The sequence below is a fragment of the Pseudomonas sp. NPDC090752 genome, assembly GCF_055584805.1.
This window is the reverse complement of the sequence record NZ_JBVJLI010000021.1, coordinates 1-14,361: the sequence shown is the minus strand read 5'-3', so window position 1 is coordinate 14,361 and position 14,361 is coordinate 1. Positions and strand designations below refer to the sequence as shown.

The following is a 14,361-nucleotide window of genomic DNA, read 5'->3' as shown; positions in this document are numbered from 1 at the left end:
GCCAGTCCGCCGACACCCTCCACGGAGCGAGAGAATGAGTTCTACCCCGGTTTCACCGCGCCATCCTTTGAATCGTGCCCTGCACGCTGCGATTTTTGGTTTGATGGTCAGCGGCTACGCCTTGCCATCGCTTGCCCAACCCCTGGCCGCGGATCGCAGCAACCCGCTCAAGCAGTGGAACATCCCAGCCGGCCCGCTGGCGCCCGCGCTGGACCGCTTTGCGCGCGAGGCGGGGGTCAGCCTGTCCTTCGATGCACAGCAGGTAGCCAACCGCACCACCCAAGGCGTACACGGCGCGATGGAGACATCGGCTGCACTGTCGTCGCTGTTGCAGGGCACCGAGCTGCAGCTTGAGCCGCAAGGCCCGAATGCCTACCTGGTGATCCCCCAGCCAACGTCTACCGGCCCGCTCGAACTGGGTGCGACCGAGGACTATCGCCTGGCACCGGTCATCATCAACGCCAAGGTCAAGGCCAGCGCCGACGATGACATCAACTCGGTCGTCGCCAAAGAGCTGTGGGTAGGCGGCAAGGTCGCGACCAGCATCCTCAACACCCCAGCGTCGGTGTCTGTGGTGACCCGCAAGGAAATGGAACAGCGCAGCGTCAGCACCACCGAAGAAGCCCTGCAATACACCCCCGGCGTGGTCAGCGACTACTACGGCTCCGACGACCGCAACGATTACTTCCTGATCCGCGGCTTCCAGGCCACCACCTACCGCGACGGCCTGACCCTCAGCTCCATGCGCGGCGTGCGCGAAGACCCGTACGCCTACGAGCGCATCGAAATCCTGCGCGGCGCCAACTCCACCCTGTTCGGCCCGGCTGACCCAGGCGGCTCGGTGAACTTCGTGACCAAGCAACCGCGCTTCGAAAAGTTCGGCCAAGGCTACGTCACCTACGGCTCCTACGACCACGCCGAGACCGGCATCGACGTAGGCGACGCCCTGAACGACGAGCAAACCCTGGCCGGCCGCTTCACCGCCAAGATGCAGAACAGCGACCGCGAGTACGACCACTCCCAGGACGACAACCGCTTCATCATGGGCGGCCTGACCTGGGCACCAACGGACTACACCTCCGCCACCATGGTGCTCGACTACCTGAAGACCAACAGCTCCCCCAACAGCGGCGGTTACCCGCTGGACAAGGAATACGACCGCAGCGACTTCTTCGGCGAGCCCAGCTACAACTTCCACGACGTCGAACGCACCAGCCTCAGCGGCAACATCACCCACGACTTCGACAACGGCTTCGTGCTGCGCAGCAACCTGCGTTACAGCGAACTGACCGACGATTTCGGCTACGCCTACTTGAGCGACAGCCCGACGCGCGTCGGCACCACCATCCCACGCTACATCTTCGGGACCGACAGCGACGCCGATCAGCTCAACGGCAACCTGATGCTGCAATACGATGCCCAGTTCGAGCACATTGACAGCAGCACGCTGGTGGGTGTGGAGTACCTGGATTCCAGCACTACACAAAGCTCCGTCTACGGACTGGCGCCCTCCATCGACATCGCCAACCCGGTATTCACCGGCGTGCCAGGCGGCGCGACGCCCTACACCCGCAAAAAGAACGACGCCACCACCAAGGCCGTTTTCCTGCAGCAGAACCTGTCGTTCTACGACCGCGTGATCGCCACCGCCGGCGTGCGTAACGACTCGATGGACCTGTCCAGCAAGGAATACATCGGCGCTGCGCGGACTGAGAAAGACAACTTCTCCGAAACCTCCTACCGCGCGGCACTGACCTACATCGTCAACGATGAAGTGTCGACCTATGTGAGCATGGTCGAGTCGGTTTCGCCGCCACAGGTTGGCGTGACACCGCAGACTGGCAAGCAGTACGAAGTGGGCGTGAAGTACTCGCCCATGGGCATGGACGCACTGTTCTCGGCAGCGGTGTATGACCTGACCCAGGAGAACGTCACCATCGCCGTGGTGTTGCCGAGTGGGATCATTGAGCAACAGACCGTGGGTGAGTCGCGCGTGCGGGGTCTCGATCTGGAAGCTAAAGCGCAGCTGACTCAGGAGATCAGCCTGATCGGGGCGTATTCCTACATGGAGTCCGAGGTGGTGCGCGGGACGTTGCGCAGTGGCGCTTCGCTCAAGGGGAATGAGTTTACGACGGCGCCGAAGCACACGGCTTCGTTGTGGAGCTACTACGACGTGCCGGGGACTGACGTGAGCGTTGGGCTGGGGGCGCGGTATGTGGGGGCCTACTACATGGATGCGGCGAATACCAAGAAGAGTGATGGGACTACGTTGTTCGATGCGGCGCTGAATTATCGGATTGCCAAGGGGACTGACCTGGCGCTGAATGTGAGTAATTTGTTTGATGAGCAGCATGTGGTGGGGTCGGGGACGGCTAACTACTACAACCCGGGGCGGGAGGTTACGGCTAAGGTGAGTTATAGCTGGTAGGGCTTGGATTGATCGTGATGCCCGCTGCACGGTGGGCATTGCGTGAGATGGCGTAGATTGCAGGCACAAAAGAAGACGCCCGAGGGCGTCTTCTTTTTTTCGGATTTGGTGGGCCGGGGTAATTTGAATTCGTTTAGTAAGATATTGATTTATAGCACTTATGTTTATTTTTGTTTTTAGTTGGAATACCAATTGGAATACTTAACTCCACTTGACCACCAGTTTGCATTCGACCTGACCAGCATATTTCGTGACCATGGTTGGCTGTGACCAGCCCATAGATGTCGGTTATGAAAAGCAGAAAATGGCCAAAAGCAGTAAGTGAGTGTCTCGCAAGTACGAGGGAATCAAGCTCTTTGCCATTCGTTTCTTTGTAGCAGTCGTAGATGGCGAGGATCAGTGAGCTGACGATAAGTTCACTGTCGAACGGCAACAGTGGTGTCCATCCGTGAGGTGTGACCTGCTCCCTAGAGGGCTCTGGAGCGGTGAGCCGCGCTCAATTGCGACCAAACGAGCGCACTAGAACGAGCATCGGCGCTGTCAGTTGAGTGTGCGAGCAGCCTGCGGCGATCTGGAATCGTGGTGGCCGTATACACAATTTTTTGCAGGGGCTGAGACTTGAGTCGCCGCGACACTTCTCGACAGTAAGCTCTCGAGTCTCAGATGCACCTATCTTGCATTCGTCAGCACATGCGGAGGTACCATTCACAATTTGACCAGTAGATTTCACCAGAAGCGGAAAAATTCTTAATAATTTATTATGGGGCGGGTGGTCGCTTTCAGGTATGGATGGGCTTTACAATCACTGGCGACTCGTTCCCGCTGCCAATCATACCTTTTTACTGGGCGAATCGAGCTCAAATCCACCCTGAATGATGAAGTTGCGTAGCAGGTCAGCTGACTTAATATTTACTTTGAATGCAGGGATGTTTTGTCCCTCTAGTGTCGTGAAGTAAGCTTTGGCTTTTTGTTTGTCGATTGAACCCAGTAGTGCATCGAAGCGGCCGTATTCGTTTAGGTTGGCTTCAGTCATTCTGGTGTTCATTAAAGCATTAAGTTTCACAATGTCTACACCTAAGTGGTTAACAATTGTTTCGATCTCTCGATCCTTTGCTTGTGCTTGGTAGTCGGTAAGATAGTCGCGGAAGATTCGAGTGGGATCAATTACCACATCACCACGTTGAATGTCGCGCAGAAATATCTCGGCAAACCTCTGTTCCTCTTGCGAGAGAGATGCGAACGAGCGTTGCAACTCGATTAAAGTGGATTCTCGTGCTTCTGAATTGTCGCTTTGCAAGACCTTCAGGTATTTTGCAAAACGCGAATTCATATAGTCGGCGTCGATCTTTCCGGTATCAATTTCTGATATGTGGCTGTCAATTTCAAACGGCACTTCTTCGCCTCCGCCACCACCGCCGTTGCTTCCCAGTTCTTTGTAACGCTGTAGCAGCGTGAAATATTGCTGCTGACTCACCTCGAGCATTACGTTGCAGGCCCCCTCATGCAGAAACTCGGCTTTATCCCAAGTGAAGCCCTGGATTCGAGCAGCCTCAAGAATGCCGCTGAAAGTCTGAAAATGCTTAGCAAATGTAGCTCGCTCAGTTGGGTCTTCGGGGAGTGTTCTGAAGTCTACAATCCCTGCTGCCGAAAAAATGGCGCGGATCTCGGCAAAGCAAGCGTTCAGGCGCGACACATTTCCGGGCAGCTTATCGGCAAATAGGCCCATTGGCTTATCGCCGGAATACAGTTTTACTGCGTCATTCACATTTCGCTGCATAGTGTGCGGCTTGCGGTAGTAGCGTATTGTTCCAAACGGTTTGTCTGGTCCAAACAGGCGGTTGGTGCGAGAGAAAGCTTGGATGATGTTTTCGTACCGCAACACCTTGTCCAGATACAGCGTGTTGACCCACTTGGAGTCATAACCCGTCAGCATTTGGTCTACCACGATCAACACGTCTAGCTGCTGATCGGGGGTTGTCTCTATACGAGTGTAGGGTCTTTTATGCGCCAATCTTGACGCAATGTCTTTCTTGAAGCGCGCATGGCTGGCAAGGTCAAAGCTTTGCCCATAGGCCGAGTTGTAATCCTCCAGGATCTCCACTAGGCCGTTAGTTTTGAAAGTTTGATCATCCGCACCGTCATCATCGTTGTCAATATTTGGGTCAAACAGCGAAGTGATTTTCAACTGCGGGCATTGTGCTTTACACAGCCTGTAATAAGTAACGGCCTCGCGGATGCTGTGGGTAGCAAAGATCGAGTGGAATTTTCCGTTTTGGCTTAGCGTCAGCCAGTTATCTGCAATGTCCTGCACAACTGCTTGCCGGTGTTTATCTCGGCTATACTGGCTGTTGGGCAAGTAATCTTCAATCCCTCTTTTGTAAATACCAGCTTTATCCCGAAAGCCTGCCATGGGTACATCGCTTATATAGCGGTTGAAAACAGCTTTCTTTCTCGGGTTTGCCAAGGCCTCAGCCACGGATTTCGCTTTGGCCTTTTCCAGCGCCACTGCTTGGCGTAGATCGCGATCGCGATAAGTTTTGACCTGATAAGGGTCAAAACCCAACACATTCTTATCGCGGATACCATCTGCAATGCTGTAGCGGTGTAATTCGTTGCCAAACACATCGGCGGTGGTGTTGTTTTTACGCGTGTTTTCCTTATGAATCGGGGTGCCGCTAAAGCCAAACAGTACCGCGCCTTTAAAACTCTTCTTGATATCGATCAGCATATCGCCAAAGGTTGACCGGTGGCATTCGTCAATGATGAACACAATACGCTTGGCGCGGATTTTTTCCAAATCATGTGCTTTCAGGCCATCTTCTTCCTCTTTAAGGCGGCTCATTTTCTGGATGGAGGTCACAATCAGCGTAGCGGCCGGGTCGTTGCTTTTCAGCGTACTTACCAATACGGCGGAATCTTCAGTAGCCTGAACCGCGGTGCCATCGCCGGCAAAATCGCGGTAAGCCAGCAGCGTTTGGGTGCCCAGTTCGATGCGGTCGAGCAGAAACACTACCTTGTCTGCATCCTTGGCATTGGCAATCAGCTGGGCGGTCTTGAAGCTGGTCATGGTTTTGCCCGCGCCGGTTGTATGCCAGATAAAACCGCCCAGTCGATCGGGATTTTTCCAGTCGGTTTTGGCTACCTTATCGGAAATGGAATGTGCGGCGTAGTACTGGTAGCTACGCATCACTTTCAACACACCGTCAGACTCATCTGCCACGGTGTAAAAACCAATCAGCTGGTGCGCCATAGGGATGGATAGCAAGGCCGAGATGAACGACTTCCAATGGTTGATCGGCTCGTTGTTAAAGTCTGCCCAGTGGAAGGCATAATCCTTGTTAAAGCTGCCATCTGGTCCCGGGTTGGCAAAGTAGAGTGCCTCTTCCGGCTCCATCGCCACAAACACCTGCACCAGCGATAATAACCCTGTAAACATTCCTTCGCGGGCATATTTCTGTATTTGGCCATAGGCTTGGCTGACCGGTACACCGCTTCGCTTTAGTTCCAAGTGGATCAGTGGCATGCCATTTATTAGCAGTAAGATATCGCCGCGCCGGTCGTTCAGCAGTGGCGAGCCGCGCGCAAAACGAGGCTGCTGCACAATCTGGTAACGGCTTTGCCCGGCAGCGATCTCGTGCCGGTCGTAAATTTTCAGGCTGATTTCTTTGCCAAAGTGCAGCATATCGTCAGGATTATCGCGCACGATGGCGACGGTTTTGCCGTTAATTAGCCCGTTCAGTTTCAGCGGCGTGCGAAGCGCGCTAATCTGCTCCATGATTTGCTGCATTTCGCCATCAGTCAGAGCTACATTGTTCAGCCGGTCAATGCCGCGATTGTTCTCGAACAAAATCCGCGCCCAGTTGGCCAGCAAGTCTTGCTCGCTCGGGTTTTTGATCACCTCTGACTCCCAGCCGCGCTGGCTTAGCTCGTGAGTTACGGCCTTTTCAAAGTCGGTTTCTTTAGCAAAGGTGCTCATGCGGATATTCCTTGTTCTGTTTTTCCATGGAGGGCTTGTAGTAGTTAAACAAACATTGCCCTAAGGCAGGCGGCTTTGACTTGCTTTAGTTTTTCCAGCTGTGTGGCTTGGCGGGAAATTAGATCGTCAACTCGGCTGAAGTAGAGTCCTATCTTCTTTTGCTCCTCGGGGCCTGGAACATAAGTGTAAATTTCATTAATTGCCGTTTTAGATAAGCTGGGCACGCCAGTTGATTCATCGTACTTTTTCCAGTCAATTTTCTGGAAAATGCTGTGTACGAAATCTAAATTGTGATCTTTCTTAGGGTAGGCATAAAATAGGGTGTCAACAGTCCAAAATGGGCATCTCAACAAGTACGGTTTGTCTATCGTTCCTTTTCGGCCGATCCCAATAGCATCCTTGTCGTATGATAGCGCTTTATCGACGCTTAGCATGTATCCACCAGTTCCAAATACCGGTATGTTTCCAGGGTGCAGATGTTTGTAATCTCGCCCAGAGCATACTTCTACGATGCTTTTCATTTGTTGCTCAGTCCACTTCCCCTTGAATTCTTTAAAACGAATTTCCGGCGTAGTGGTGCCGTCGCGCGGGAACATTTTTTGCAGCATTGCCTGTTTAAGTGTCAACAGCTTAACGTACTTGTGCTGAATAAGCTGAATCAGTTGGTCCATCTCTTTGAAGTATAGGGATATTTTCTCTTGCTCGGTCTTATCCGGAATTGTTAGGGTTTGTTTTTTCCAGTCGGCGACGTCAAAGAATAGTTTTTCGATATCCACGCCGTATGAGCTCAGGAAGAATTTTCGTCTCATTCCTGGTAGGCTGGATAATATTGTTAGGAATTCCGTGGATATATCGTTGCTATCCGTTGCAACAAGGTATTCGTTGGAGGCAATTGCATTATTTAAGTGTATGGGCACAATTCCTGTTGCACCATGCACGACCTGACGTTTGGAAATAACAAAGTCCCCAGTTTTAAGCTGAGAATAGTTCTTTACCAAAATGTTTCGGCCAAGTAAATGGCCGCGTGAAACAATTCCCTCATTGCGACGTTTTACTGTGATTAATTCGTATTCTTTATTGTCTTCTAATACAATGCTGCGTTTAACTTCGGAAAGAATGGCACCGACCGTTTTTTCTTTCCAGTCTTCAACGTAGTCACTGAACCGAACCCGCGGCACCTTGCTTTCTTCACTCCTGCTCATGATTATAACCCATCAGCAAGGTTTTCAGTTCGCTTAAGCCTTTGAGGTCAAACTCATTACCTTCCAGTTCACCTAGCATGTGTGCCAGTTCGCCTTCGCTTTGTCGGATGGCGAGTGCGTTGTCTGCATAGGTGATGCGGTATTTTTCCAGCAAGGCTTGCAGCTTGCTGCTCAAGGTATCCATCTGCTGGCCCGGTAGGCGCTGCAGTGCTTCTTGCAGTGGAAGGATCCATTTGCGTTCCAGCAGGTCGTGCACTAGCGCATCGCTCAAGCCTTCGATGGTAGATTTGGTCAGCATGTGCAATGCTTCGGATTGTTTTTTGACATTAGTCTTGAGTGTTTTTTCTTGCGCTAGCAAATTAGCCGCCTGGATGATTTTTGCCTCATAGGTGTCAGCGGCAAAGGGGGAAGATTTCGCTTGCTCCGCCTTGAACTCTTTGGCTTCTTTGGTAACGATGGCGGAAACGAATTTTTCGCCGGAATCGTTAACGGCGTCGCTGCTTTTTTCTTCGTCACCGAGGCTGTCGAAAGTTTCGTCTATCGCACCGCTGATTTCAGCCAGACGGATTTCCTGTTGGTGTAAGTCGGCCAGCTCTGCGCTCAGGAAGGTGGCTTGTACCAGCTCGAAGGGCATGATTCGACCTTTCCAGCCGTCTTGCACTTCTACGTCTTTGCCATCTTTTTTCTTTGTGACGATGTTAGGGTCCACCACGCAGGTGGCGGAAAAGCCTTCGGTTTGGATGATTTCCAGATCCATCGCAATTTGCTGCCATTGCTCGGCCAGCAATTGGTAGGCCTGGTATTTATCTATTAGCGGCAGTGGGCCTAAGCGGTTGAAGATTTCTTTGCCAATTTGAGCCTCCTGCTGGGGTAATTGCAGGGTGTTGACTTTTTCGATCAAAAGTTTTTTGAGATAAGTAGGAAAATCAGCAAAGTTTTTGGTAAAGCGCTTAGTAAATTGCTGCACCTCGGCGTGGGTGTGGATGGCTTGAAGTAAGTTGTCCACTTTGGGCGTTGCGTACGGTGTGCCGTTGTCTTCAAACAGAGTCGCGCGCAGGCCGGGTAAGGCATGCCAGTACCTGCCGAGTGACTCGAGTTCGCTGTGCGGTATACCGCCGAACATGGCTGCATAAAGATCCCAGCTTTCGCCAGGTTCGGAGGAGTCGACATATCGCGGGATATTTAGGTTGTAGTCCTTGTCTCGAATTTCCTGTTTGCTGACCACGCGGCTGTAGCCCGGTACAGTAAGGCGGCCAATCACGGTATCGCTGATTTTCTTGATATCGCAGGCACGCAGTTTGTTGCTTTTGCCTTCTTTGACAAAGCCTTTGGAGGCATCTACGACCAGCACGTCGCTATTGGTGCGTTTTTGCTTGAGCACCAAGATGATGGTGGAGATACCGGTGCCAAAGAAGATGTTGGCTGGTAGGCCGATGATGGTGTCGAGGTGGTCGTTTTCGATCAGATTTCTGCGGATGACACCGTCTTCGCCCCCGCGGAATAACACACCGTGCGGCAGGATAATTGCCATGATGCCGTCAGGCTTAAGGTGGTAGAGGTCGTGCAGCAAAAAGGCATAATCGGCTTTGGATTTAGGGGCCAAGCCAAAACGAGCGTAACGGGGGTCGCTGCCTTTGTGCTCTGGATCCCACTTTTGCGAGTAGGGTGGGTTGGAGACCACGGCATCTAGATAGAGTGGGTTGTAGGAGTTGGTGGGGTCGCTGTCGTCAAAAAACGGCCAGTCGTCCTCCAGTGTGTCGCCATTACGGGTAACGATGTTGGATGGAAGTATGTCGCGCATAATGAGGTTCATGCGGGTCAAGTTGTAGGTATTTTCTTTCAGCTCTTGGGCGAAGTATTTGATATTGGCGTCGCTACCCATGTACTTGGCAATTGACTTGCCGATGTTGAGCAGCAAGGAGCCCGAGCCACTGGTAGAGTCGTAGATGTCGATTTTGTCCTTGCCCTTCACATGGTTGGCAATAATCTCCGACATCAAGACCGACACCTCATGCGGTGTGTAAAACTCGCCTGCTTTCTTGCCGGCGTTGGCGGCAAACATGCTAATTAAATATTCGTAGATGAATCCTAGAACATCGTAGCCCTGGCGGCCATCCATCGGGATGTCCTTGATTAGCTGAATCAACTCGCTAATCGCTTTGGTTTGCTTGGCTGTCGTGTCGCCCAGCTTGCTCAGGCCGGTTTCCAGTGTTTTGAAAATGCCGTCGAATAGCCGCTTGTGATCAGCATGAATCAGACGGTTGAAGGCGGATAGTGCATCGCGCACATTAGACACCTGAAAATCGCCACCTAATTCTAGCCAGGTGGAGAACAGATGCTCATATGCAATGAAATAGCCAAGATTTCGCTTGAAAAAATCGACCGTTTCCTGATCTTCCTCCGAAAGACTCTGAATATCTTCTATGCTCAAGTCCTGGCTATGGGCAAAGCGTTCGAGCTTATCCGAAAGATATTTGTAGAAGATAAATCCGAGGATGTAGTCCTTGTATTCATTTGCTTCGATTTTCGAACGCATCTGGTTGGCGGATTCCCAGATTTTTGCTGCTAGTTTTTGCTTATTCACTGTGAATCCTATTCAAGGGAATTTGAGTTTTCATTTGTAGGTTTGCTCAGTTTTTGAGCCGCTCCAGCTTGCCGCTTCGAGCCATCCTGCTGATCAAATAGCTGGCTTTTCGGCTAGGCCAGCCAAGCGCTGTAGTCACGGGGACACACATGGATAGTCTGGCAAAATGTCGTAGCAGGTCTTCCATCGACGGCTCACTGATGAGGGCGTACCTCTGCCGGCCTCGTAGGCAAAGCACGCGGCAACCTTTTTTAGGACGTCGCACTTTTCGGGCATTTGAGTGACCTCTTAAATCTTGAATTTTTCGGTAGCGCATGATTGCCCATGGCACCTGATAGCGGGCGTCATTATGAGGCTTGGAGGTGTCTACGAGATAGGGTCGATTTAGGGGTTAGAGGTCGATGATACCTAGGAAATGGTCGAGCAGACCAAGGCCTGACTATCCTCCCCCAACGTCTGCGACACGGCCGTCGCCGTCCGATTTGTGCCGAAAAGTCGCCACTGTCCGCGTTTGGTCACTCTCGGCCTGTCACGACCAACTGGGTTGGGTGGCTTTCTGTCATTTGGGCGGTGTTCTTCGAGCAGGTTCATCAGCGAGTGAATTTCCATGTTGAAACAGCTGAAGGCAGGCACGCGTGCCCGGAGGTTGCCTATGAACGACTGCACTTTTGGATCAGCATTTCCTGATCGCTCCCTAGTCGTTTCCAGACCAATAGGGCGGTGAGTCCATAGTAATACCGGGTGGAGTCGGAGTGCTCTTTCAGGTGCTGAGAGAAAAACCAGCGCAAATGCTTAAGCTGCCAAGTCCAGGGATTATCCCGCTGCCATCGCTGTTGAATGGCCGCTTGCATGATTTGGGCTTGCCGCAGGTGGCGTTGCTGTGTGACCTTCGATCCAGTCAGTACGCCGCTCAGAAGTAGCGCCATATCGAAAGGTTTGGTCACGCTCGACCTCCAATGTAGGCCGAAACGACATCGATCCGGTTATGTCCGAGCTCAAGGCTGATTTGTAGGCGAGCGTGTCGGTCCAGTTCGGAATCAATGCGATAGCAGTGGCCACCATTGACCGGTGCAGCGTGGCCGGTGAACTGTTCGTAGCGCTCGCAGGCGTAAGCTGCTCGCAGTTCATGAAACCCCTTCAGCTCTTGTTTATGCAGCGTTTCGCGGGTGGGATGCACGGTCTGATGCAGAAACGCGGCGTAGCTTTCGTTTCGTGCTAGCAAGTTGCTGCTGCCAGTCGGGGCCGCGAGAAGAGCAAGCTGCAGCGCCGCCTTCACTGCTTCATTGGCTATGATCCATCGCGGTGCGGATGCTCCCGAACGGCCACCTTTGGTACCGTCCTGGATATTGATCTGACCAAGGGACTCGGCTTCGCGGTGCAAGCGTGGCAGGTCCGCCAGTATTGCTTCGCGCAGGCGCATTCCGGTAGTCCGGGCCAACATGACAATCGCGGCTACCCGTTCGTGCTTTTGTTCAACCAACGCCTGCAGCAATCGCTGCACCTGTTGTTGGTCTTGGCCATCCGGCGCACGGATGCGTATTGTGGATCGCTGCTGCCCCAACGCCTGGCTTGGGCTGGCAATTCTCACGTCCTGATCACCGCGCAGTGCAGCAATAGTGCGGTTAACGCTGCTCAGGCGGTTTTGCGCGGTTGCGATGCACAGTTCGCCTTGCTGAACCTGCTGGCGCAGATATGCGACGTAGCCTTGGAGCGTCTGCCTATCAATCTGGCGCGCATCGTTGTAACCGGGGCCATCCTCTGACCGGCACCAGCACACGAAGGCTTGCCAGCGATCGCTGTGTGCTTTGACGGTGGCGAAATGACCGCCGGCAAACAGATCTTCCAGTGCCTGCCGACCGGCGTAGCTCAGTTGGCGACCGTAGCCAAAGTTGCGACCGTCACGCCGTCCGACCAGCGCCATTGTCTTCACCTTGATCGTTGGTTTGTAAGAGCAGCAGCAAGGCTTTCCAGTGGAGGCCGATGGTCTCCAACTGTCCCCAGTGTGCTGGGCGGATGAGGAGGGCATTTTCGCTGCGTTGCAGCAAAGCCCCTTCTTCTTGCAACTGCTCGATGAGCCGAGCGAGGTCGATTGACTCAGATGTTGGAGCGGCGACAGCGGCGACACTGGCGACAACCCCCGCCGCATCTGGATTGGCACGTGGTGACAACGTGGTGGCAGTGGCGGCGACACACCGTAGCTCGGTCGGCGAGCGATGTTGCGCTCGATAGCGGCGCACGGCGTCATTGAGTCGGAACATGGCGCACCTCGAATATGTCCCCGTCATTGTCCAGCCAGTTATGGGCAACCAGTTGCAGCAATAACTCGAAGGTGTGCCGCGTGCTTTTACGAGCAAAGCGGGGGCCGTTGCGCGTAAGGTCGCGCAGGCGAAACGGTGGCCAGTTCTTCTTTATCAACCAGCGCAGCAGGCAATCAGCCTCTGCGCGAAGCTTATTCAGTGGTTCCTGTTCAGTCAGGCGTTGGTTCTCGGCCAGGTAGTAATCCATCAGCGTGGAGGCGCGCTGAATGTGCATGTCTTCCAATACAGTCGATTCCTCAACCACCGCTATCACACCAGCCATGCGTAGTACGTTCGCGGCGGCTTTGCTCGCAGCAGCTTGGACGTTGACCAGCTCGCCAAACTCCCCAGACTCGCATTCGATGGTGTCGTGAATGGCAATCCATGCTTCACGGGCGCTGGAGCTCAACTCTATGACCGCAGGTGTGAGGCCACCATCTGTATGCCGTGACCAAGGCTTCTGCATCAGCGCGGCAATGCGCTGCTGGTACAGGTGCACCTTTGGATCTCGGGTCAGGTCGATGGCTTTGTACAGCCGTTGTCCAACCAGACGCTCCGGCCAACTGATCAGACAGCGTCCCAGGATGCCTTGGTCTTTGATATCAGCGTCCTGCAGCAAGCGGTCTGCCAGGCGGGGTTGAAGCATCAAGTGCATGCTGAGGCGGCGATCATAGGCACGCAGACTTTCTCCATTCATCGCGCGCGACCGATCAATAGGGCTACCGTCCCAAAGCGTCGACAAGTGAGTGATCGCCTTAATCATGTTGTCCTTGCTCATGGTGCTGCCGCCCAAAAACTGACCGCCTTCGTCGCTGAATAGCCCCATGCTGGGCAAGCCGTGGCACAGACTTTTGACCAGGCCCTCAATGGTCGGCTCAGCAGTGAGCAGTCTTGGTTGGACAGGTTCAGGTTGGGCGTCCAGCGCTAGCTGTGCTGACTTTTTCGAGGTCGGTGACTTCGCGGTGAGGCTCATTGCAGCTCGGTGCGCCTTGAGCTGTTCGCCATAGGCGATCCACTGCTGTCTTTCCCAGTCGCGTACGGCCTGCAGCGCAATATGGTCCACCGCGCTTTTGCGATCGCCCGAGCAAGCCACCGTCAGCAAGTACAGCGACAACGGATAGATTCGGCCGTCGAGATGAACATTGGCGTGCGCCTGGCTCGCCAGCGCTGCTGTGGCCAGAACAGATTGCGCGGCCATGGCGCAGGGCACGCCGATCACATCGGCCATACGCTCCACGGCCGGGCCCAAAAGATCGCCCAGCGCCGCGACCGGGTAGGGTAAGGGCGTAATCCGCTGTTCCAACAAGGGGCGTGGTGGCCCTTGTACTTCGCGCAGTTGCATTGCCGTCCTCCATAAATTACCGATCTCTCCCTCACGTCATCCCGCCAAGAATGCTGAGTGTTATCAGGGATCAAGGCCCCTGCGACCTGTGAGGGTGTCCACTAACGCGGGACTGGCGGCTCCTTACGACCGGGAGCAAGGGCATCTCATGATCTGGCCTCCTGAACACCGTTACCGGTGGGCGGGTGGAGGCTGCATTGGCTGACGAGACCAGTGCCGCGAGATCCTGAGCCAGGAGCAAGCAGCACTGCGATGACCGGGGCATGCCTGACTGTCAGTCAGGTGCAATCCATTCCCTGGTCTGCGGCACCATCATCTACAGCGCTGTTGCTGGTGACATCGGCATTTGTCACGCCGATTGTCACGAGGAGAAATGCCGCAAAGCCCTGTGCGATGAGGGCTGCAGCAGTGGTAGGAGCGCCCGTCTCTTTTCTGGATGTAGGGACTGAATACAAGGGTGACACCTGTGCCAGGACATGGTGGACACTTTCAAGGCTTCGACTTACGGCCACGCATATCTATCTCGTAGAGC

8 protein-coding genes are annotated in these 14,361 nt (G+C 53.7%); 1 reads left to right on the top strand and 7 read right to left on the bottom strand.

Translation table 11 applies throughout. The features are described 5' to 3' along the window. Positions 1-34 precede the first annotated feature (34 nt). Positions 35-2,428, top strand: a complete 2,394-nt coding sequence (locus ACZ6YA_RS22655; protein ID WP_465899620.1) for a TonB-dependent siderophore receptor — start codon at positions 35-37, stop codon at positions 2,426-2,428. A gap of 829 nt (positions 2,429-3,257) precedes the next feature. Here the strand turns inward: ACZ6YA_RS22655 and ACZ6YA_RS22650 are convergent. The 7 genes from ACZ6YA_RS22650 to ACZ6YA_RS22620 form a co-directional block, all read right to left on the bottom strand. Further along, the gene (locus ACZ6YA_RS22650; RefSeq protein WP_465899618.1) at positions 3,258-6,404 is read right to left on the bottom strand and encodes a type I restriction endonuclease subunit R; all 3,147 of its coding nucleotides are present in this window, start codon (positions 6,402-6,404) and stop codon (positions 3,258-3,260) included. 44 nt (positions 6,405-6,448) lie between these two features. Further along, positions 6,449-7,606 (bottom strand): restriction endonuclease subunit S, encoded by a 1,158-nt coding sequence (locus tag ACZ6YA_RS22645; protein ID WP_465899617.1) that lies wholly within the window; start codon positions 7,604-7,606, stop codon positions 6,449-6,451. Then, positions 7,593-10,190 carry a type I restriction-modification system subunit M gene (locus ACZ6YA_RS22640; protein WP_465899616.1) on the bottom strand — a complete coding sequence of 866 codons (2,598 nt, stop codon included), beginning with the start codon at positions 10,188-10,190 and terminating at the stop codon, positions 7,593-7,595. Before ACZ6YA_RS22640 ends, ACZ6YA_RS22645 begins: the two co-directional genes overlap by 14 nt. 650 nt (positions 10,191-10,840) lie before the next feature. Then, a complete protein-coding gene (locus tag ACZ6YA_RS22635; protein ID WP_465899614.1) occupies positions 10,841-11,134 on the bottom strand; it encodes a hypothetical protein in 294 nt (97 codons plus the stop codon). Then, positions 11,131-12,111 carry an integrase domain-containing protein gene (locus tag ACZ6YA_RS22630; protein WP_465899612.1) on the bottom strand — a complete coding sequence of 327 codons (981 nt, stop codon included), beginning with the start codon at positions 12,109-12,111 and terminating at the stop codon, positions 11,131-11,133. Before ACZ6YA_RS22630 ends, ACZ6YA_RS22635 begins: the two co-directional genes overlap by 4 nt. Next, positions 12,089-12,448, bottom strand: coding sequence for a hypothetical protein (locus tag ACZ6YA_RS22625; RefSeq protein ID WP_465899610.1), 360 nt, complete (start codon positions 12,446-12,448; stop codon positions 12,089-12,091). The genes ACZ6YA_RS22630 and ACZ6YA_RS22625 overlap by 23 nt, the downstream gene beginning before the upstream one ends. Beyond that, entirely contained in the window at positions 12,432-13,829 is a 1,398-nt protein-coding gene (locus ACZ6YA_RS22620) for a YfjI family protein (protein ID WP_465899609.1), read from the bottom strand. Before ACZ6YA_RS22620 ends, ACZ6YA_RS22625 begins: the two co-directional genes overlap by 17 nt. Positions 13,830-14,361: the final 532 nt, after the last annotated feature.